This is a genomic window from Mesorhizobium sp. P2_B5 (assembly GCF_056404775.1).
Map to the genome: position 1 here is coordinate 1 of NZ_JBFUDJ010000004.1, position 18,966 is coordinate 18,966.

Annotated in this window: 29 protein-coding genes; 11 read left to right on the plus strand and 18 right to left on the minus strand. The window is 58.4% G+C overall.

The window, feature by feature from the left end; genetic code table 11:
• A partial coding sequence (locus AC1D1N_RS15585; protein WP_477349537.1) for an ATP-dependent DNA ligase occupies positions 1-540 on the minus strand: 540 nt, incomplete at its 3' end.
• A 188-nt stretch (positions 541-728) separates the two neighbouring features.
• Here AC1D1N_RS15585 and AC1D1N_RS15590 point away from each other — a divergent pair.
• The 5 genes from AC1D1N_RS15590 (at position 729) to AC1D1N_RS15610 (ending at position 4,003) form a co-directional block, all read left to right on the plus strand.
• Positions 729-917 (plus strand): DUF3606 domain-containing protein, encoded by a 189-nt coding sequence (locus tag AC1D1N_RS15590; RefSeq protein WP_477349539.1) that lies wholly within the window; start codon positions 729-731, stop codon positions 915-917.
• Positions 918-1,351: 434 nt separating this feature from the next.
• A complete protein-coding gene (locus AC1D1N_RS15595) occupies positions 1,352-1,579 on the plus strand; it encodes a KTSC domain-containing protein (RefSeq protein WP_477349541.1) in 228 nt (75 codons plus the stop codon).
• Positions 1,580-2,888: 1,309 nt separating this feature from the next.
• Positions 2,889-3,104 carry a hypothetical protein gene (locus AC1D1N_RS15600; protein ID WP_477345642.1) on the plus strand — a complete coding sequence of 72 codons (216 nt, stop codon included), beginning with the start codon at positions 2,889-2,891 and terminating at the stop codon, positions 3,102-3,104.
• Between the two features lie 327 nt (positions 3,105-3,431).
• Entirely contained in the window at positions 3,432-3,731 is a 300-nt protein-coding gene (locus AC1D1N_RS15605) for a DUF1236 domain-containing protein (protein ID WP_477345644.1), read from the plus strand.
• A gap of 71 nt (positions 3,732-3,802) precedes the next feature.
• The gene (locus tag AC1D1N_RS15610) at positions 3,803-4,003 is read left to right on the plus strand and encodes a hypothetical protein (protein ID WP_477345645.1); all 201 of its coding nucleotides are present in this window, start codon (positions 3,803-3,805) and stop codon (positions 4,001-4,003) included.
• 763 nt (positions 4,004-4,766) lie between these two features.
• Here the strand turns inward: AC1D1N_RS15610 and AC1D1N_RS15615 are convergent.
• From AC1D1N_RS15615 to AC1D1N_RS15635, 5 genes are all read right to left on the minus strand, one after another.
• Positions 4,767-4,967 (minus strand): hypothetical protein, encoded by a 201-nt coding sequence (locus tag AC1D1N_RS15615; protein WP_477345646.1) that lies wholly within the window; start codon positions 4,965-4,967, stop codon positions 4,767-4,769.
• A 354-nt stretch (positions 4,968-5,321) separates the two neighbouring features.
• Entirely contained in the window at positions 5,322-5,504 is a 183-nt protein-coding gene (locus tag AC1D1N_RS15620; protein WP_477345647.1) for a hypothetical protein, read from the minus strand.
• A 65-nt stretch (positions 5,505-5,569) separates the two neighbouring features.
• Positions 5,570-5,875 (minus strand): hypothetical protein, encoded by a 306-nt coding sequence (locus AC1D1N_RS15625; protein WP_477349543.1) that lies wholly within the window; start codon positions 5,873-5,875, stop codon positions 5,570-5,572.
• Between the two features lie 127 nt (positions 5,876-6,002).
• Positions 6,003-6,197: a hypothetical protein gene (locus tag AC1D1N_RS15630; protein WP_477349545.1), complete on the minus strand. Its 195-nt coding sequence runs from the start codon at positions 6,195-6,197 to the stop codon at positions 6,003-6,005.
• 189 nt (positions 6,198-6,386) lie between these two features.
• Positions 6,387-6,998 (minus strand): cell envelope biogenesis protein TolA, encoded by a 612-nt coding sequence (locus tag AC1D1N_RS15635; RefSeq protein WP_477349547.1) that lies wholly within the window; start codon positions 6,996-6,998, stop codon positions 6,387-6,389.
• 225 nt (positions 6,999-7,223) lie between these two features.
• On the opposite strand from AC1D1N_RS15635, the gene AC1D1N_RS15640 reads away from it, so the two are divergent.
• On the plus strand, positions 7,224-7,517 hold the full coding sequence (locus tag AC1D1N_RS15640; protein WP_112564559.1) for a helix-turn-helix domain-containing protein: 294 nt from the start codon (positions 7,224-7,226) through the stop codon (positions 7,515-7,517).
• Positions 7,518-7,771: 254 nt separating this feature from the next.
• On the opposite strand, the gene AC1D1N_RS15645 is transcribed toward AC1D1N_RS15640, so the two are convergent.
• The 8 genes from AC1D1N_RS15645 to AC1D1N_RS15680 form a co-directional block, all read right to left on the minus strand.
• Complete coding sequence (locus tag AC1D1N_RS15645; protein ID WP_025583720.1) at positions 7,772-8,248, minus strand: YciE/YciF ferroxidase family protein; 477 nt, start codon at positions 8,246-8,248, stop codon at positions 7,772-7,774.
• A gap of 135 nt (positions 8,249-8,383) precedes the next feature.
• Positions 8,384-9,385, minus strand: a complete 1,002-nt coding sequence (locus AC1D1N_RS15650; RefSeq protein ID WP_112564448.1) for a YihY/virulence factor BrkB family protein — start codon at positions 9,383-9,385, stop codon at positions 8,384-8,386.
• A 196-nt stretch (positions 9,386-9,581) separates the two neighbouring features.
• Positions 9,582-9,833: a GlsB/YeaQ/YmgE family stress response membrane protein gene (locus tag AC1D1N_RS15655; protein WP_352591637.1), complete on the minus strand. Its 252-nt coding sequence runs from the start codon at positions 9,831-9,833 to the stop codon at positions 9,582-9,584.
• A gap of 125 nt (positions 9,834-9,958) precedes the next feature.
• Positions 9,959-10,288, minus strand: coding sequence for a DUF4112 domain-containing protein (locus tag AC1D1N_RS15660; RefSeq protein ID WP_477349550.1), 330 nt, complete (start codon positions 10,286-10,288; stop codon positions 9,959-9,961).
• 79 nt (positions 10,289-10,367) lie between these two features.
• A complete protein-coding gene (locus tag AC1D1N_RS15665; protein ID WP_477349552.1) occupies positions 10,368-10,865 on the minus strand; it encodes a YidB family protein in 498 nt (165 codons plus the stop codon).
• 311 nt (positions 10,866-11,176) lie between these two features.
• Positions 11,177-11,440, minus strand: a complete 264-nt coding sequence (locus tag AC1D1N_RS15670) for a YMGG-like glycine zipper-containing protein (RefSeq protein ID WP_112564442.1) — start codon at positions 11,438-11,440, stop codon at positions 11,177-11,179.
• Positions 11,441-11,551: 111 nt separating this feature from the next.
• Positions 11,552-11,839, minus strand: coding sequence for a hypothetical protein (locus tag AC1D1N_RS15675; RefSeq protein WP_477349554.1), 288 nt, complete (start codon positions 11,837-11,839; stop codon positions 11,552-11,554).
• Positions 11,839-12,177, minus strand: coding sequence for a low affinity iron permease family protein (locus tag AC1D1N_RS15680; RefSeq protein ID WP_477232486.1), 339 nt, complete (start codon positions 12,175-12,177; stop codon positions 11,839-11,841). The genes AC1D1N_RS15675 and AC1D1N_RS15680 overlap by 1 nt, the downstream gene beginning before the upstream one ends.
• A gap of 512 nt (positions 12,178-12,689) precedes the next feature.
• Here AC1D1N_RS15680 and AC1D1N_RS15685 point away from each other — a divergent pair.
• A complete protein-coding gene (locus tag AC1D1N_RS15685) occupies positions 12,690-12,989 on the plus strand; it encodes a DUF1236 domain-containing protein (protein ID WP_477232487.1) in 300 nt (99 codons plus the stop codon).
• Positions 12,990-13,182: 193 nt separating this feature from the next.
• Here AC1D1N_RS15685 and AC1D1N_RS15690 read toward each other — a convergent pair whose 3' ends face one another.
• The 4 genes from AC1D1N_RS15690 to AC1D1N_RS15705 all read right to left on the minus strand — a co-directional run bounded on the left by AC1D1N_RS15690 (position 13,183) and on the right by AC1D1N_RS15705 (position 15,201).
• Positions 13,183-13,581 carry a DUF6894 family protein gene (locus AC1D1N_RS15690; protein WP_477349556.1) on the minus strand — a complete coding sequence of 133 codons (399 nt, stop codon included), beginning with the start codon at positions 13,579-13,581 and terminating at the stop codon, positions 13,183-13,185.
• Positions 13,582-13,719: 138 nt separating this feature from the next.
• Positions 13,720-14,379, minus strand: a complete 660-nt coding sequence (locus tag AC1D1N_RS15695; RefSeq protein ID WP_477349558.1) for a hypothetical protein — start codon at positions 14,377-14,379, stop codon at positions 13,720-13,722.
• A complete protein-coding gene (locus AC1D1N_RS15700; protein ID WP_477349560.1) occupies positions 14,363-14,773 on the minus strand; it encodes a phage holin family protein in 411 nt (136 codons plus the stop codon). Before AC1D1N_RS15700 ends, AC1D1N_RS15695 begins: the two co-directional genes overlap by 17 nt.
• Positions 14,774-14,790: 17 nt before the next feature.
• Positions 14,791-15,201 (minus strand): hypothetical protein, encoded by a 411-nt coding sequence (locus AC1D1N_RS15705; protein WP_477349562.1) that lies wholly within the window; start codon positions 15,199-15,201, stop codon positions 14,791-14,793.
• A gap of 91 nt (positions 15,202-15,292) precedes the next feature.
• Here AC1D1N_RS15705 and AC1D1N_RS15710 point away from each other — a divergent pair, with 91 nt between their 5' ends.
• The 4 genes from AC1D1N_RS15710 (at position 15,293) to AC1D1N_RS15725 (ending at position 18,935) form a co-directional block, all read left to right on the plus strand.
• Positions 15,293-15,508 (plus strand): hypothetical protein, encoded by a 216-nt coding sequence (locus AC1D1N_RS15710; RefSeq protein ID WP_477349564.1) that lies wholly within the window; start codon positions 15,293-15,295, stop codon positions 15,506-15,508.
• 301 nt (positions 15,509-15,809) lie between these two features.
• A complete protein-coding gene (locus AC1D1N_RS15715; RefSeq protein ID WP_477349566.1) occupies positions 15,810-16,283 on the plus strand; it encodes a VOC family protein in 474 nt (157 codons plus the stop codon).
• Positions 16,284-16,489: 206 nt separating this feature from the next.
• Positions 16,490-16,834 (plus strand): response regulator, encoded by a 345-nt coding sequence (locus AC1D1N_RS15720; RefSeq protein ID WP_477349568.1) that lies wholly within the window; start codon positions 16,490-16,492, stop codon positions 16,832-16,834.
• Between the two features lie 70 nt (positions 16,835-16,904).
• Positions 16,905-18,935 carry a sensor histidine kinase gene (locus AC1D1N_RS15725; RefSeq protein WP_477349570.1) on the plus strand — a complete coding sequence of 677 codons (2,031 nt, stop codon included), beginning with the start codon at positions 16,905-16,907 and terminating at the stop codon, positions 18,933-18,935.
• Positions 18,936-18,966: the final 31 nt, after the last annotated feature.

The window sequence follows — 18,966 nt, forward strand, 5'->3', positions numbered from 1 at the left end:
GGCCGGCCCCTGGCCCCTGCCCTGCTGGACGCGCTTCCAGAGCCGTTCCTTGATCGCGTTGCTTGTGGCGATCACGGCTTTGCCGACATATTTGCCGTCCCTTGCGAGCAGCGCTTCGCTTCGCTTGCCGGGCTGGCGGTGGACGCCGAGCAGTTCGAATTCGCCGATGTCCCAGCATTTGATTTTCACCCAAGCCTCGTCCTTGCCGCCGCTTCGGTATGGGCTTCCCCGGCGCTTCGAAACAATGCCCTCGAGGCCTATCTGCTCGGCTGCCTTATAGAACGCAGCGCCGCCGCCCTCGACGTGCTGGCTGTACTGGATGATACCCTCGGCCGGCTTGACCAGTTCCCACAGGATTGCCTTGCGATCGATCGCCGGCAGCGGGCGCAGATCCTGGCCGTCCCTGTGCAGGATGTCGAACGCTACGAACGCGAGCAGTTCGGCGTTCCAGGCCACGCGCGAGTGGATCTCATGGAAGTTCGGCCGACCGTCCGGCTCGGGCGCGATCATCTCGCCGTCGAGGATGAGCGATCGGGGCAACCTCGACCAGGATCGGTTCCTGCGGCTTGATGAACCTCAGCCGCTTACCATCGCTTCGCATACACGCACACTCCCACCCGCCGCCATTAAATAAGGTTGAGCTAAAATAGTTCCGGAACTCGGAAATCGGCTTTTTGGTGCAACAAACATGTCAACTGGACGTTGCGGTGGGCGAAGGAGGAATCGATATGGCCGACGATAAGAGCAAGCGGGATTCTCGCGATCGGGACCGTGTTTCAGCCGACGACGATTATGAGGTTCAGTATTTCGCCAAGAAGGCCGGGATCACGCCCCAGCAGGTGAAGGAACTGATCGCCAAGCACGGGAACAATCGCGCGACGCTGGAGCGGGAAGCGAAGGCAATGGGGAAGCGATAGGTAAGCCAGCATGCCAGAGTATCAGGTGGAAGAGTGGCATGGAGCGGAGTGTGTCTCAACTCAAGCCACAAACGCGGATGATCCGATATCAGCTGTAGAGAAAGTCGCTGGGCAACGAGTGTCGCCTCGAGCTCTTCAGGAACACTGGTTTCGTGTGGTCGATGAGGATGCGAGAAGCACGCACGAATTCAGTCTTGAGGATGGCGTGCCCGGGGACTTTGCCAAATGACGAGAATTGCGGACCCTGGACCACCCAGGCCCGGCAAGCCCCACGAGCCGAAGGCAGACGGCCACGACCGTTTTCACACATGCCCGATCTGCGGCCAGCAGGTCGACCCGCGCGACTTTCGCCAGGTGAGTGGCACCAGCAGCCGGACCACGAGCCGCTTGAATTGAACAACTAGGCGCGGGGCGGTTGCCGAAGACCCTCAACCATGCCGTCGACCTCGATCAGCAAGTTCGACTATGATCCAAACACCCGGGTTCTCTCGGTCTGGTTTGTAGCCAGCGGGAAGCACTACGAGTTCTTGGACGTACCAGTTGAGGCCTTTGCCGCGTTTAAATCGGCGTTTGCTAAGGGCCGCTATTTCAACAACCACATCCGTAACAACTACGCATTCCGGCTCGCGGAGGGAAAGGCAGGAAGCTCATCGGGCGATTGACATAAGCGGCAAGAGAAAGCTCGACCTCCTGGCTCGCGCCGCGGGCATGAAAAACGGCTCGCATCGCTGCAAGACGGCCCTGCAGACGAAGGCAAAGACCATTGTAACTTTCCAGAGTGTGGGCCCGCCCCTCTGGGGGCGATGCGGGCCCGGCCAAGGGTTGGGGCGGCCCTCGGCCAGCAGCGGGCCGCTGCCGCATCTGAAACCAGCCGCAAAATATCGGGTTCCGCTTATGTATCAAAAAGCCGGCCAAGCTCTTTTGACCGGCAGCCGCATCGGCTAGATAGTGCCAGTCCGTATGATCCATTCCAGCAAGTTGGAATCTACGTCATCGCTATCCGTATAGTTTCGGATCAACAGCGCAGCCTCATCACGCCATCGGTTCTCCGGGATGTTCTTTTCAATGACGCATTTTACGAAGGCACCGCGCAAGACATTGCAGTCGGAAGCCGATATCCTTGGCTGGGTCATGATGCCAACCTCTAATCCCGGGGCGAAAGCGCAACGAACTCCAAGCACCGATGTCCATACGTCGCCGGTGACCTTGGGGGATTTAATGCGCTCAGAGGTGGCTTCAACCAGGACTCACCGTACGTCCTTAACCAATCGTTGCCGATCGTTCGGAGAGCGCTAATTTCCGTGGGCGGGTCCCGTATTCCGCGGTGGCCGGCGCGGATTTCACTGTTCTCACCGGCCAAGATCGCGTCGGCCATCTTCAGGCTCTATAAGCATCGCCTAATGAACGATTCCACCAACCGGCCTGGCCCCCCGGGCCGGTCAGGGCCGGACGTTCATCCCGCCACCCCAACGCACTGCCGGCCCGCTACTCTCACCGTACACACAGGTTCCTGCTTCGCTTTTTTTGTTCAAAAAGTGTGAGCTTGTCCGGATAGCCAAGCCTTATCCTCGCGTCGCATTGGTCGCAGTTGAAGCTCGATATAACCTTGAACCACGAGCCCTTTTTCACCATTACATGGGCACAGTGGGCACTCAAATTCCAGGTACTCGTCCTTCAACTCATTCGAAATTGGCATTAAGCCACGTCCCCATACAACGACGCGAATGACACTGCCGAACGTAGCGCTTCAGCAAACGTTCCGCGTTCCGACTACCAAAACTGGGCCCGTTCCTGAGGCTTTAGCCGGACCGGAACGGGCCACGTGGCAACAGGCACTAGCTAGAATCGCAGCACGACCGCAGGACGCCGTCTACGATAGCACCGGACGCGACGCCGGCCATGCCGCCAGTAACTCCGGCAAACCCGTCTCCAGCCGCGCCGGCGATAGTGTCGGCGGCGATGCCAGTAGCGATGGTAGACTTGCTGCACTTCTGCCTGTGCATCTTCGTCAAAAGCATCGGCCTTTGGCGTCTCGAGTTCATCGAGAATGCCATTTCCGGCGACTGGAACACCGGCCATCGCGTTGATGGGTCGGACAGTACTTGCAAGGGCCGCTACCCCGGCGATGCCGAACATTGCAGTCAAGAAGGATCGCCGATCCATAGTAAACCTCCCAAGGTTGCATGAGCGAAGCGCCCCACGACATGTCAGCCAAGCACCATGCCCATCACCAGGAAGCTGACGGCTGTGGCGAAAATTGGCGCGAGCAACCACCACGCTTGGCCAACACTCTTATCCATTTGTTTTCTCCCACTTTTCGAAGGGACAACAATCAGGATTGGGGGCCGTTCCGTCGGGAATTCATGCTTGGACTATTGCTTTTGCCTGCAGGACCAAAGTCGGACCGGCATGTCCGACTGAAGCCCGGCGATGGAACGTTCGCCCCGGCCCAAGGTTTGGTTCCCCGGACGCCGGCCAGTCCGGTCGGCGCCGATCTCAACGAGGAGTGAAACCATGAGAATGTACCTTTCTGCCGCCGCTGCGGCATTTGTTCTCTTGGCCGGTGTAGGCGTTGCTGCCGCCGAGGACATCATCATCCAGCCCGAACAGGACACGGTCATCCAAGAGTATGTAAAGAAACAGCCGCTGGCGTCGGTGAAGCTTCCCGGGGTGGAACTCAATGTCGGCACAGCTCTGCCCGATACAGTCGAACTCCATGAAGTTCCCAACGTCAAATATCGCTACGTAGTGGTCGACAACCGAACGGTTCTTGTCGATCCGGGCACCCGGAAGATCATCAAGGTCTATAACTGACCTTCGCCTCATCAAGTAAACGCCCGTCGCCTTCAATGGCGACGGGCAGACCATCAAGGATGAGTATCAGCATGTCGAATCATGACTCTAGAAAATCCGACGCTTTGGGCACGCGCGTCGCTAATCTCAAGGCGCGCATGCTGGAAGCTAAAATCACAGATAGCGAAATTCATAGTTTTAAGAAGGTCGCTGCCATTATGGATGGCGGTCGGGGCCGCATCGACGGCGACGATCTGATTGCCGCTTCGTTCCTCGCGGATCCTCTTGAATAGCCATGCCAACACATGCGCAAGAGCCACACGCGCAGGCCGAGATGCAGGCCCGCGACCAAGGCGGGACGCGGGCCCGGCCAAGTCTTGCGGCCCTTGGCCAGCAGCAGTGCTGCCGCGTACACAACCTACGGTCCTATATGCCGTTCCGCTAATAGAACAAAAAGAGCCCGCCACCGCGATGCGGCAGCGGGCAGTTTGGTATGGAGTAGCCGGAATCAACCGGCGCGAGTCAACGAACGTTGAAGATGTTGGTTGCAACCTCGTTCTCGTCGCTCCCAGGGGTCCAAAGAGCGACAAGTTGTTGTCTGAGCTGCGCCGTACTGAAACATCGCCGCGCCATAAAAGGATGCGCGTTCACGGTAAGCGGACCATAAAGGCAACGCTAAAAAAGGTACGCTTAAAAAGGCCCGCCCGAATGCGGAAACGGGCGGGCAAGGGAGGCGAAGTGTGCCGGTTAAACCGGCATAAGTTAACGAGCGCCGGAGCGGTTGGTTGCGGCTGAGCGTAGCTGCCGAATGTAGGCCTGGCAGGCGCCGGCAACCGCTGACTGCGAGTCCTTTCGAAATCATCTGGAGCGGTTCTGCATCGCATCGAAGATGACGTCGAACACGCTGCCGACTTCTTCGGTCATCTCTTCCAGGCTGATGCCCTCTTTTTCGGCCGCCTTAATAGCCTGATCGGCAAGGTCGGTAATTGCCGCAAACCGTAGTCGGCCGGTTCATGCCCTTCGGCGCCGTCCCGCATGCCCCTGGACGCGTTTCCGTTAGCGGATAGCACGGCTCGAGTGGATGAAAGCGCTGCCGACATAGCGGCCGGTCTTGCGATCAGCCATCAGCGCAAAGGCAGGTTTTCCGGGCTCGCGCTCTATGCCGAGAAGATCGAATTCGCCGATTGCATAGCATTTTGCCTTCAACCAGTTGGTCGACGGGCCGCTCCGATATTGGCCGACCGTGCGTTTCGACACACGGCTTGGTCGGCAAGATGAAAGATGCTCTTTGCGTCGCCAGGAAACCGAGGCGTTCGAACAGCCCGCGGCGGACAGTGGCAGGTACTCGAACGTCCGAAACATCCTGGCGCGCTCTAGATGAGCTTTGATAAGCGGGAAAACCAAGCCAGAACGGTATCAGCGTGAGAAGCGCCGCCCCTCTTGTGGCACGGGGCCTCGATACCGCTGCGGTGGCGCAGCGCCTACAAGGTCGCGGATTGGCGGCTGCTGCTCAATGGGACGCACATCCACATCGGCCGTCTTTCGCACGAGCCAGGCGGGCAGAAGTTCCCTGAGTACCGATTTGAGGTAAAGCATCACAGAGCGTCGCGGCTAATGGCGCGAGGGCGCAGTTGCTTCAGTCAGCCTTGCGATATCTCGCTCGACCTGTTGGGCGGCCGCGTCGGTTTCGTCCATGCTCCGCTCGAGTACGTGCTCCAGCAATGCGAGCCGGGCTTGGCGATAGATCGGCCCGCTCTTGGCGATTTCAGGGTTGAGAGGAAAGGTCGGTGTCATGGACTAGACTCCTTTGTCCCGTCGGCCCGGCTCATTCACAGAGCCGGGCCTGCAGTGGACGGAAATCAGTTCTGGATGATGACGTGACGATGGCGATGGGGGCGATCATCGCGCTTGATGACCACAACGTCGTCAGAGCGGTGCTTCCGCTTCCAATAGCTTTTGCCGTGCCAATGGCGCTTGCCGTGATCGTAAAAAGCTTCCCGGCCGTGCTTGCGATAATGGAGCCGCTGGCCGTCCTCATTTATGACAATCGCCGGCTTGTGGTGGTGGCGGTGATGCTTCGTTGTCACGACGACCGAAGCCGCCGAAGCAACCGTTGGCGCGACCAGGCAAAGGGCCATAGCGCCCAGAATCAGGGTGGTTTTCACGTTCAGTTCTCCGAATTAATTTGCCCTTCGCTGGGTAAACATAGCTGCCGGACTTTTGTTCCTCCTTGCGACCGCAAGGTCCAAGTTGGGACCAAGTGCCACGTCAGTATTGTGGCGTCACCAGGCGCTACTTTGGATCATCCTTAAGGGGATCATCCTTAAGGCGCAGCTGGTCGGATCCGATGCGACTACAGAGCATCGCAAGGCTGAGACAAACGCCGGTATCGTCGTCCAAAGCCTGATTTGCTTGATCAAGCGAACGCTCCGCACGCTTCACGCGCAGCCGGGCCTTCGCCGCTTCAAAGTCATAGATTTCGACCATCGTTCCGAATCCTTACGGTTCGAGGTCCCTTCGATAAACCAACCCCCGTCAACCGCTTTGGTTCCTGCGGCCGAACGCAAGCGATGGCCGGTCAGCGGGAGGCAGCGGGCACAATGCAAATTTGCCTCGCCAGCCAATTGCGCCGACGCGAACTGATGCGGTCGGTCGGACAACGCCGTTGCCTGCCGCCTACGCCTTTGCCTCGTTCAACGAGGCGTCGTGCGCCTGCTGCTCGCGCTCCCATCTTTCGTCCTCGTCAGCTTCCTCTTTGTCCAGTTCCTGCCGTCGCTGCCTGATGGCGTTCATGGCGTCCTCATGGCGGCTACGAGCCCGTTCGAAAACGGCATTGGCCTTGGCAATCGCTCGTTCGCGTCGCCTTTTCGCACGCTCGCGCTCGGCCTCTGCTTTTGCGCGATCGAGGGCCTGACGTTTGTTTTCTTTTTCGAGAGCCGCAGCCGCCTTCAGTTCCGCTTTCTCTGCAGATTTCGTGTCGGCTTTCTTGCCAACGTGCGGGCGTTGCACACGATCGTGCGCAGCTCGCTGACCCACGTCGGGTGCTCTCGGAAACGCAGCCTTTTGAGTGAATTTCTCGCGCGATCCGACCGGCCGCCGTAAAACCACGCCTGGCGTGGCTATCGCTGCTTCAACCACTTTGGGGTCTTCCGTCTGTTTCGCGAACCCGCGCTTGAAGATGTCGGGGTCCGATCCCCATGCTTCTGCGGCAGCCTTCATCGATGGTGCGGCGACGGCAAGGTCGAAGAAACCGATGGAGGTTTGATAGACTTTGAGTTTCTTAGCCATCTGATAGCGACCCTTACATGCACCGCGTTTTGGAATAGATGGACTTTGCACCCTTTGCCCACGGCGCCCCAGCCTTTGTCAGGCCGCTCGATAAGCTCGTGGTCCTGCAAGCTGCACGCATCGTCGAAGGTGCGGCAGATCTGGCACTAGTCGCGGCTTACAGGCCTCAGATTGCTGCAGAAAGGTCAAGGGAACATATTAGCCATATTAAATGTTTGAATGCTTATGGACAGCCGCAACCTACTCTCAGCAGATCAATTAAGAGCAGCACGATCCCTCCTGAACTGGTCGCGAGTTCGACTTGCCGCAAAGGCCAATCTTAGCGAAATGACGATCAGCGATTTTGAGAACGGCGTTAGGAAACCGCGTCCCCATAACATCGCGGCCATGCGCCAGGCGTTTGAGGACGCCGGAATTGTCTTCACCGTCGGAGGCACTCCATCGCTCGCCCGCCCTGAAGATGATAATGGTCTCGTCACCGACAATAGAATGTGGCGCCGCCGGCAGAGAAAGGCATAAGGGGAAACCCCGCCATCCCTCTCTTTCGCGTTGCGCTGTGCTCTACCTCATGCCTACCTAAGCTCGCAGTCGCGTCGCGCGGCCATGCCTCCGACGAAGTGGCGGCCGCCTCCTGCATCCATTAACATACAGAGCTGAGCTCGCTGTGCAGTTCGTCGGATGCACCGGGGCGCCTCCTCCCCTGCTGTGCGCCTCACAGCCTAGGGGCGACTGTCACTCCGAAGGCCAGGAACTGCTCGCACCAACGCCGAGGATCAATTTGTCCTGTTAATCGACGTAACCGCGAGGTTCGTCAGCTTGTTGTTGGTGGCTTTTTCCTGGTCGAGGATCTCGCTGAGCAACTTGTGCGCCTCATCATGCCCAAGATCCTTTGCCCATTCCCTCAGCGAGCCGTACCGGGATATCTCATAGTGCTCGACTGCCTGACAAGCCGCCAGCAGGCCGGAATCGAGGGCCGTTCCTGACGCTTCCTCCATCAGTCCGTCAGCTTCCTTGATGAGGCCCTCTATCGCGTCGCACTTCTCGCCAGACGCCTTCTTGCCTATCGACTTGAACACCTGCTCGAGTTTCTTGATCTGTCCCTTCGTCTCCTCGAGATGGTCCTCGGCCGCTTTCTTTAACTTGGCGTCCTTCACGGCCGCAGCCACCTTGGGCAAGGCCTTGGTAATCGCGTTCTCCGCGTAATACATGTCTTGGAGGGTATGCTCGAAAATATCGGCTAGAGTTTTCATTACAATGCTCCTTGCCCGAATTGGCTTCGAGTGAAAGAGCGGGCGAGGCGAAAGGTTCCGTGCCCTTCACGCGGGCGCGCTACATCCTGCCGGAAGTCGCGATGGCTTATAGAATTGCGATGGCTTACCGCGTGGTCAGCGGCGAAGACCCAACATCAAGGTGGTCAGTGTTGCGCTCGCGCAGGCCACCGCAAACAGCACGACAACTCCAGCAGGGTTAGACTTTTGCTCTGCGCGCAATCCGACGACCTGTCTTGCAGGCAAAGCACTGTGAACCACCGCGTGCAGATTGGACCTGCTGCCGTGTCGAACGGAATAGGCGCGAGTGATTTCCGCACCAAAAAGAAAAATTTCCGCCGAGTAGTAAACCCACAGCAGGATGACGAGCAGACCACCGGCAGCCCCATATGAGGACGCGATCGCGCTGGAGCCGATATACCAACCGATAAGCGATTTCCCGAGCGTGAACAGGGCAGCGGTCACAACGGCGCCAATCCCGACATCGCGCCATTCAAGGGTTCGATCAGGCAAGATCTTGAAGATAGCGGCGAACATGGCTGCGATCAGGACGAACGAAACGACTGCGTTGATCACGCCTAGGACGATTGTGCCGAACGGCAACTGTGCGTTGATGACGTTGCCTAGGGCCGAAATCGCCGCGCTCGCTACGAGAGAGACGAGCAACATGAAGCCAAGTGCAGCGACCAGTCCCAGACTTGCTGCACGTGCGCGCACCAGGCGCGACAACGAACTGCCCTGCGCTTCGACCTTCCATATCGCGTTCAACGACTGCTGCATTTCGCCAAAGACACCGGAAGCGGTCACAAGCAAGGTGATGATGCCAATGACCGCCGCCCAGGTGCCGGATGATTTTCCGGATGCGCTCTCTAGTGCAGTTTGAAGGAGACTTGCGCTTTCTGGACCCATCAGGCCTGTAATCTGGGCAGACAAAGCCAATTGCGCGGCTTCATGGCCGAATGCGAGACCCGCGATTGCCACGACGATAAGCAGAATTGGCGCCAACGATGTCGTGGCGTAGAAAGCGATTGCCGCGCCGTGGCTAAGAGCGTTGTCGTTGACAAACCCAACGACACTTTCTCGCAGCATGCCCCATGCAGTTGTCAACGCGCGACTCATTTTGAGTCCCAGTCGAATTGCCGTTCACTAGCAATGCACCAACACTTCCGATGTTCCGGTTGGGACCACAGCAGGAGTTTCGCACTCCTCTCAAATCCGAGGGCTAAGCGTCGCAAGAGGGGCTGTGAAAAAACGCGTGATCCCTAGGACCACGCGCCTCAGTCACGAGTAAGAACGTGCAAGCTCGATTATTGGATCAGCGTCTAATCATTCGAGCCACGGCAATCAAAATGCATGCACCGATGAAGCCGGCGACAAGATAGCCAAGCCAGCCGCTCAACGATACGCCCAGCAGCCCGAGAAGGACGTTGGCAACGATGGCGCCAACGATCCCCAAAATGATGTTCATGAGCACGCCCATATTGCTTTTCATGAACATCTCGGCGAGCCAGCCGGCGATACCGCCGATGACGATAGCAGCTATCCAACCGACACCTGGATTTTCCATATTTTCCCCTTTCCTTGAACCTAAATTGGTTCGGCGGGAAAACGTGCCATACGCCAATAAAGTTCCTCGGGGGAATACTGAGCTACACTCAGGCAGGTCGCGTCACCCCAGCTGCCAGCTTCCGCCTACCTCTGGAGGTGACGACGAAGCAGTCGGATGTTGCGGTTGTTGGCTTTAAAATAGATATCGAAGATTGAACCGAGAATAGGAACGCTTCCCCCTACCGTATCAAGCAGCACGTTCCCTAACATGCGGGCGACCAAGCCATTTCCAGCACCGCAGTTTCGGGCTCGCACCACGATATATGCCGAGACTAGGCCCGTCGCCACATCTCCGAGTACGGGCACCAGACCCACCAGGGCATCCAACCCAAAACGAATTGATGTTCCTGGAATGCGCCATCGGGAATCAAGCAACGCGGCCAACAAATCCAACTCGACAATTGCTCTTGCCACCTCAGAATCGCCATCCCGGCTCGTCTCAGCGGCCGGGCGTGTGCGATTTATCAAATCGACCCGGTCTAGAGCTGTGGCCCTAGACATCGTCCTGGCCGGTTGAATTCTTAGCTTGTGGCCTACGCGTGGGCACGTCATCAAGCAGGGTCGTTTCACCCGAGTCTCGCGTCGGCTCAGCGGGCAATTTACCATCTGGCGTCATCTTGTTGACTGCTTCGGGCAAATCTCGCGTGATCCTGCTGATGAGGTCCTCGCGTGAAAGACCCGTCTGCATCGAGAGCGAAGTGAGTGTGTCTTCGTCTATGGCCGCCTCTACGTCGCTTGGCTGGAGAGGCTGGTTCGGCCCGGTGCCAACCCAAGAGTCGACCTTCGATCCTGCCCCTGCCCCTCTGAATCGGTCGAGGATGTCACCTAGGGCTGTTCCCGACACGCCTTTCGATATCTGATCCAGAATCCCGCCTTGCGGGTCGCTTGGATTACGATCTCCCGCCCTACGGATCATGTCGCCGATCTTGTCGCGATTCTGGTATGCCAGGACGCCAAGCATCGCTATCGCCAATCTTCCCAGATTTGCCATTTTGGTCTCCTCCACGGTTCAAATGGAGGAAGGGCTCAGCTTCACAAAAGTTCCGCGAGCGGCGATCTAATGTTGGGTATCGTTGCGGCGCTGTCCGAGCGCGACCAAGCTATCCGACTGAGGTGTGAGGGCCGGTACGAAGTTACGCTTAGGTGGATCGCGGGCTGCCGCAAAGAGCTATTGGCTTCATCGATTTGACGCCAGCATCCGCTTCAATGTCCCATCGCGAAGCCAAAACTGATGGAAGAGAGCAGCCAAGGCATGGACCGAAATCAGAAGGTGCGTGATCGTAGAGGATCACGCGCCTAAAATCAGTAGCCGTCCGGGCACCGAGCCACGTAAACTCTTCCATACCTATCGCGGTATCTGCACTGGCCGGCTTCGCTGGCGTGCCCAATGACCGCCCCGGCTATCGCGCCAACTGCGCCGCCAACAACCGCGCCTTTGACGGGGTCGCCTGCCACGGCGGCGCCGACTGCTGCGCCGCCCAATCCGCCGACGGCAGCGCCCTGTTCGGTGCGCGAACATGCTGCGAGCGGGATAAGTAGACTCAAAATAAGAAGCGTCTTTTTCATTGATTCCTCCTTAGGCCATTATTAGCCATAACTTAAATGCGCGATCGGGTTTTTTGATCCACCGACACCCGCTGCCAGCAAGCGAAAATCAGACCAGGCATGTCGCATTCGTCAGTCATTGGGCCTGATTTTCATTCGGCGTGCGGCGTCCACCAACGCGGCACCGTCTCCTTCAATGCTATCGACGAGTTCGCGAGCTTGATCGGGGTCGATGCCGGTTTCCCTTGATAGGAAGAAGACACGGAAGGACTTCTCTTCAGATGGAACAGGCGCAACATACCCGCCCCCATCTTCAGCCAGACGCTTGGTACGCTTCCGCGGTGTGCGCTTCCTCTGATCAGATGCCGTGAGCGGGTCGACGGACATGGCCACGCCGTCTGCTGGGCCAGAAACGCTCATTATCGCTGTCCTCGATCTGCCGCTTCTTCTTCGAGCACGATAAGCTTTTCCCGGATCTCCTCCGGCTCGGCGTGCTCCAATCCGACGACATCGTTTCTGGTTTCATCCAGTGAAACGATGATCTCATCGAGTTTGGCGTGGATGGCGGCTGTGTCTCGGTAGCCCTGAATGAGGACGATCCCCGTGATCACGATAGCCGCTACTGAAAGCGCATAGGTAACTGCATTTGTCATGCCAAAGGGCACCAGAGCGGTGCACGCCACCATGGCTATCATCAAGACGTAGAAACCCGGTGGCCGCGATAGGAAATCGGCCGCCACGAAAAGGATGCGGTTCATGTCCTTGCCACGGTCAACAAGGCGATCAGGGCAGCGAGGGCGACGCAAATTGGCACTGCCGCGAGTAAGCCTGCCTCCAGGACTTCTTTGTCGCGAAACATTAGTTCACCCACGCTAACCAGTCAGAACAGAGGGTATCGATCGCCATTTTCTGCTGCAGTAGAATCGTCTCAGCGCAGCAATGGGCCAAGCAGATGTTGGGATCGTCAGCCAAGGGATATTCCAATCATCAGGAACGTGACGGCCACCGCAAAAATCGGCGCGAGCAGCCAACGCGCTTGGCCAACATTTCTATCCATAGGTTCCTCCTGCAATCTCATCAAACAACGAGCGCAGGGAGTGGCTGTTCCGGGCAGCATAATCCGCAAGACCATTGCGCCTTGCAGTCAGACCTTGGTCCTGCGTCAGCCCGACCGAAGTCTGTGCCTGGGAACATTTGCAATACGACAAAGTTGGATTGGCCAGGCCGACGACGAGGGTCGGTCCGTGCTGACCTAACAAGGGAGAAAATCATGAAAATCTATCTTACCGGCACCGCAGCGGCGCTTCTGCTTCTCGCAGGCATCGGGGCCGCTGCTGCAGAAGACATCATCATCCAGCCCGAGCAAGACACGGTTATCCGTGAATATGTGAAGAAACAGCCTCTCGCTTCGGTGAAGCTTCCCGGTGTGGAACTCAACGTCGGCACGGCTCTGCCTGATACGGTCGAGCTTCACGAAGTGCCGAACGTCCAATACCGTTACGTCGTGATCGACAACCGCACGGTTCTCGTGGATCCGGGCACCCGCAAAATCGTGAAGGTCTACGACTGAGCACGTTGCTACGTCAGCCCGTCGCCTCCCAAGGAGGTGACGGGCGAACAAGATGCGGGTTGTTCGCTGTCAACCTGTTGTCGGCCACGGGCAGTCAGACGCAGACCCAGACAATCGCCGCCGCCATTACGCGCCACCAGCCAACCGATCGGGCGCATGGCCAGAGCCTCAGTCCCGGCCCGCAACTGCCAGGTCAACGCGGCGTGTTGTCATTGGCCTGCCGGGCGGCTTGAGCCTCGGCAACGTCGATCGCGCAAAGCTCGTGGCCGCCCTGGTCGCGCACGCGTACCAGCCATCCGGTCAGATCGTCAGCGCCGGGCTGCAGATCGACCAGCATGTCGATTGCGCAACGGATCGCTTCGGCACGAGCGGCCTCAAAACTTGGCATTTCGGCAGGGGGAACCTGGCAGGCCTTGTCCCCCATCGCGATATTCGAACGTGCTCTCCCCCGAATGGACATCGTCGCGTTCCGCAGAACCATCCGACACGTCGTTCCCGTGACTGGCATCTCGAACGTCGCGGTCTGGACAAGCAGGGCTTTTGCACGGTCGATTGCGCCCAGCGCGCTGTCGGCGTCTTCGCCTCGCGCCATTTCGACGGCGACAGCTTCCCGCCCTCACCTTCAAACACCACTCGAACCAGAGGCAGGCCGGAGGGCGCGGCCGTAGGCCCAATGTTGATGCCAACAATCTGCATGGGAATTCTATGAACAGCCTCTCGCCACTGCCGATCAGCGATTTGGCTGATCGTCGTCTTCATCCGCGCGGCCGAGATAGTCGCTGGCTGCCGTCAATACAGACAGGAATGCAGCGGCGTATCTGGCAAATCCGAAGGCCTGTGCGGCGGCCAATTTCGCACCGCGCGCGTGTTCGGCGATAAACTTGTCCGCGGCATCCTGAACTTCAGCTCCAGCCTTGCCGAACAGGGCGCGCTCTTTTGCTGTGGGCTCGAACGCCTTGCCGATAATGTGGCCAAGCAACAGGCCTCCTGCAGATCCAGCAAGCACCTTCGTACGCATTGAGTTTGTGATCGCCTTGGGCGTATGGGCTTCGTATCGAATTGACGCTGCGTCCGAATGCGTGGTGCTGGCAACCAGGTCGACACCGTCGCCATCGGCGCTTGCTGGGCCGCGGGCACTTCGCCTGCCGGCGTCAAACACCGCAACGGCGCCCAACGCGACTGCTGCGGCGGCGCCGCCATTATCCTTCACCGCGTCGGACACACCGCCAAGCGCCATCGCAACCTTCCGCTTCGCGTATCGGGTCGACGCATCGACCAGATTTCGGGGCTGCAGCCGCCGGCTTGTTTCGCTGACAGGCTCAAACAAGGCCTGCCGTTCTGCTCGGCTTTGCAGCATGATCTCTCGCATCTCTTCACTGGGTTGAGCCAAAACGCATCCCCTGTTTTAGTGCTGCGATATCGGTGCGCACCTGGTTGACGGTCTCGACCGGTGTGATGGTCCATCCCACCAGCGCTCGCTTGGCAAGATAGAGCAACAGCACTCCGCCGACCCCCAGCAAAACACCGACCGCCAGACAAGCGACCATCGGATTTACGCCGACATGGATCATCGCGAGGATCAGGAACTGGACCATCGCGAACGCTGCCAGGACAAAGAGTGCTAATGCGGCGATGCCGCATGCACCCGATGAGACGATCGTCGACGTCTTGACCTTCATCTCCGCCTGGAGAAGCCGAAGATCGAGGCGCATCAGCGAAGCGAAATGGCTCAGCCCTTCGCTGAACACGCTCCCCAAGGGTCGGCGATCGAAACCATCATCCATTTGGAGTACTCTTCCTCTCAGGACCGATCGGAGCTTCGCATGATGCGCGTGAGAACCACGCCGGCCAGGATGCCGACGCCGAAAAAGGCAGCCGGTTGGCGCTGGGCGAATTTCGTCACCGAATCCAGCAATTCGCCAACGTTGCGATCCCTGATATCCGACGAAATCCGTTCCACGCCTTCGGCGGCGCTGCGGACCATGCCAGCAACCTGTGGGGATTGTTTCTCGATGCCGTCGGCTGCTTCTTTGACGGAATGGGCGATATTGGCAATCGCGTCGGCGCCCGCGGTCTTGTTCGACTCGACCGCTTCCTTGAATGCTCCAGCAGCATCCGATGCCACCGAGCCGGCATAATTTTTCGCGTCAGTCGAAACTGACGCGGCTGCGGTTTTGAGGTGCGTTGCGGTTTCAGCCGCGCTCGACTTCAACTTGCCGAGTGCTTCCTTGCTGGTGCCGGCCTTCTCGGTAGTGTGAAGCCATTCCAGGTCGCTTGAAGTTTCGCTGAGGTCGTTGGTTGGTGTGTTCACGATTTTTCACTCCTGTTGTCGTGAATTGAACTCGGCCAACAGCAACCAGTTCCTGCCGCAAACGAATATTCCTGCCGCCAAATTTGCCGCCCAGGCCGGGCCGCCGCAAGTGGCCTCAGCTACCCCTGACTTCGTATCGCCGATGGACAACCCGTCGCCGGGCCAATCCAGTCTGGACCAAGGGCAGCAACTGCCGACTTTCAAATGACGAGCTGGCAGCAAAGGAGGTGCGATGGCAAAGCCAACGACCAGCACCGAACCGGATTCGGACACCTGCTCCTACGAGCTGAATTTTTTCGCCGACAAGCACGTCCTGTCTCTGAAGATGGCGGAGGTCATTTCGCGCAGCGACGGGCCATCCCGGCCGCGGTGCGATTGCGCGGCTGCAGCCTATCTTCGCTTTAAGCGTTTGAGGGAGGTGAGAGCCAAGCCGCCAGCGACGAGTATCAAATCCCAGAGTGCCATGACGGGAAGCGCTGTGTCTGGCTTCAGATCGAAAGGAACACGCAATGCCAAAAAATACGATTTGCCTCTGGTACGACAAAGACGCGGAGGCTGCGGCTCGGTTTTACGCCGAGACCTTTCCCGATAGCGAAGTGGGTGCCGTCCATCGCGCACCAAGTGACTTTCCGTCCGGAAAGAAGGGCGACGTCTTGACGGTCGAATTTACCGTCGCTGGCGTTGCCTGTATCGGTCTCAATGGCGGCCCAGCGTTCAAACAGAGCGAAGCCTTCTCGTTCCAGATCGCCACCGACGATCAGAAAGAGACGGACCGCTTCTGGAATGCAATCATCGGGAATGGCGGCCAGGAAAGCGCTTGCGGTTGGTGTAAAGACAAGTGGGGCGTTTCTTGGCAAATTACACCGCGCATACTGACCGAGGCGATGGCGGCCGGCGGCGACCAAGCCAAGCGCGCGTTTGATGCGATGATGGACATGAAGAAAATCGATGTCGCGGTGATCGAGGCGGCGCGTCGCGGCTGAGGTTCGATCGCGCCGAGCGGCTATGTGCGAACGTCAGGGAACGAATGATTCTTCTGCGAATTGTTAGCGGGCGCTAACAAATTTGTGGGAGGGATATAATGGGTCGTCGAGATTGCTTTGCCGTGCTGGAATTCCGATTCTGATGATCATTCTCGTCATGCTTTTCGCGCGCCAGGTGCCACTTGGCTGACCAAAGGCGCCCTAGAGTGCTCGTTGTTGAGGACGAAGTGCTTGTCGCCATGCTCATCGAAGACATGTTGGCGGACTTGGGATTTGAGGTTCTCGGCCCCGCAATGCGCCTTGACACTGCGCTAAAGATGGCGAGGGAAGAAACGTTTGATCTCGCGGTTCTGGACGTCAATTTGGCGAATGAACAGTCCTTTCCCGTAGCCCAGTTGCTCCAGGAGCGAGGTATCCCTTTCTTTTTCGCCACAGGCTACGGTCTGCGTGGACTGGACGAGCGCTTCAAAGAAGTCATGACACTTCAAAAGCCGTTCGAACCGCACCAACTCGCAGATGCAATTTCCTCGGCCTTACCTAGGCGGGGATAAATAGTTTCATTTTCTAGATCGCACTTGATTAGTCTCAGCATGTTGATTGGCGCGCCGAACAAGTGTGGGGATGAAATTGCCTCGTCTGTCAGCTCGATTGTATCTCCTGGGTCTGATAACAGCCGCGGTTGTACCGGTTTGGCTCTTTGCTGCTTACCTCCTCGCGCAATACGCGTTGAACGAGCGGTCGCGTTTCGAGAGTGAGGCGCTGCAGGTCGCGCACCAGATGTCACTCGTGGTCGAAGGCGAGATTACCAACCTCGCCACGGTGGTAGGCGGTCTGTCTAAATCCTCCGCTATGTCTCGAGGCGACCTGATGACGCTGCACAAGGAAGCGGCCCGCTTGGTGCTGGGTACAGATCGCATCATCTTCTTGCGTGACGTAGGCCGCAACCAGTTGCTCAGCACTCAGGCGCCCTTCGGCACCGCCTTGCCGCCAGTCTCTGCGCTGTCAACATCGGAGATAGCCAAGCTAAGGTCCAATCTGCCGATCGTCAGTGGCGTCTATGCGGTTTCGGGCACATATCGAATTGCAGTCTCTATTCCTGTACATGGCCCGAACGGCGAAGACTGGCTCCTCGCCATTTCGGTCCGCACCGACCACATTCGCGACATCATGATGCCGGCTGTGCCGGAGGGTTGGACTATTGGAGTTGGTGACCGGGAGGGCGCCTATGTGGCAAGGTCCTCGCTTCACGAGGAAATGACCGGTAAGCCGGGCTTGCCCGAGTATCTGGAGAAAGTAGCCGGCCGCTCGGGGACGTTCACCTCCCGCAACTTTCAGGGCATGACGCTGCTGGCCGGCTACTACCGCTCCGGCGCCTCCAACTGGTTCTACACCGCAAACGTGCCGCTCTCGATCGTTCAGGCACCCCTTTGGCGATCCCTGGCAGCGATCGCCGCCCTTGCCCTTGTGGCAATGTTGATCTCTTCCGCACTCACCTACGTGGTCGGCAAGGGGTTCGCCAAGGCGGCCCGCGATCTGGCTAGCCGCGCTGATGCCTTGGGACAAGGCCGACCGGTCAAGGCCATGTCCACCGCGATCTCAGAGTTTGCAGTGATCGCTGACGCGCTTGTCGCCGCCGAACGCGCGCTTGCTGAACGCGAATTCGAACTGGAAGCTGTGCTGGAAACGGCGCCTGCGGCGGTCTGGTTCACCTACGATCCCCAAGCACGCCGGGTGATACGCAATCGCTTTGCGGCGGAACTCATGGGTTTGCCGACCGACACTCGGAAGTCCTTCGGTACGACCGATTTGGTTATCGACACGATTGCCCTGCAGGATGGCCATACCGTGAGCCGCGAAGATCGGCCGCTGAGCAAGGCGATGCGCGGCGAGCAGACAGACAATCAGGAATTTGCTTACATCCTTCCGAATGGCGTTCAGCGCACACTTCTGTCGAGTGCCCGCCCGATCCGCGGCACTTCTGGCAAGGTCATCGGCGCCGTGCAGGTCAGCCTCGACATAACCGCACGCAAGCAGGGCGAAGAACAGCGCAGGCTCCTTGTTAACGAGCTCAATCACCGTGTCAAAAACACCTTGGCGGTTGTTCAGTCCATCGCGAGCCAAACCCTGCGCAATGCCACCAGTTTGCCCGAGGCGGGACGCTCGCTCACAAGCAGGCTCGTCTCGCTCGCCAAGGCACACGATATCCTGACGCAAGAGAATTGGAGCGGTGCCGATCTGAAGGAAGTCGTCACAGCGGCACTTTCACCGCATGCCAATACGGAGCGCTTGGAAATCTCAGGGGATGCGGTCTGGCTTTCCCCTGCCCTGGCACTGTCCCTGTCATTGGGTTTCCATGAGCTGACCACCAATGCAATCAAATACGGAGCACTCTCGTGCAAGGAAGGAACCGTCTCCATCTCCTGGGCGGTGAGTCGGCGAGGGGAGAGCAAGCACGTTCGAATTGAATGGCGCGAGCTGGACGGCCCCCCTGTGGTAGCTGTCGAGCGCAAAGGATTCGGTACGCGAATGCTTGAAGGGCTTCTCGGGCCACAATCTGTAGGGAACGTTACCATTACGTTCGAGCCGACCGGGCTCGTTTGCGTTTTTGAGGTTGACCTGGGAGAATCCGCGGGACTCGATAACGCGTCCTGAGCTCAGCGCGAGGTGTGACTTTCGCCCGATC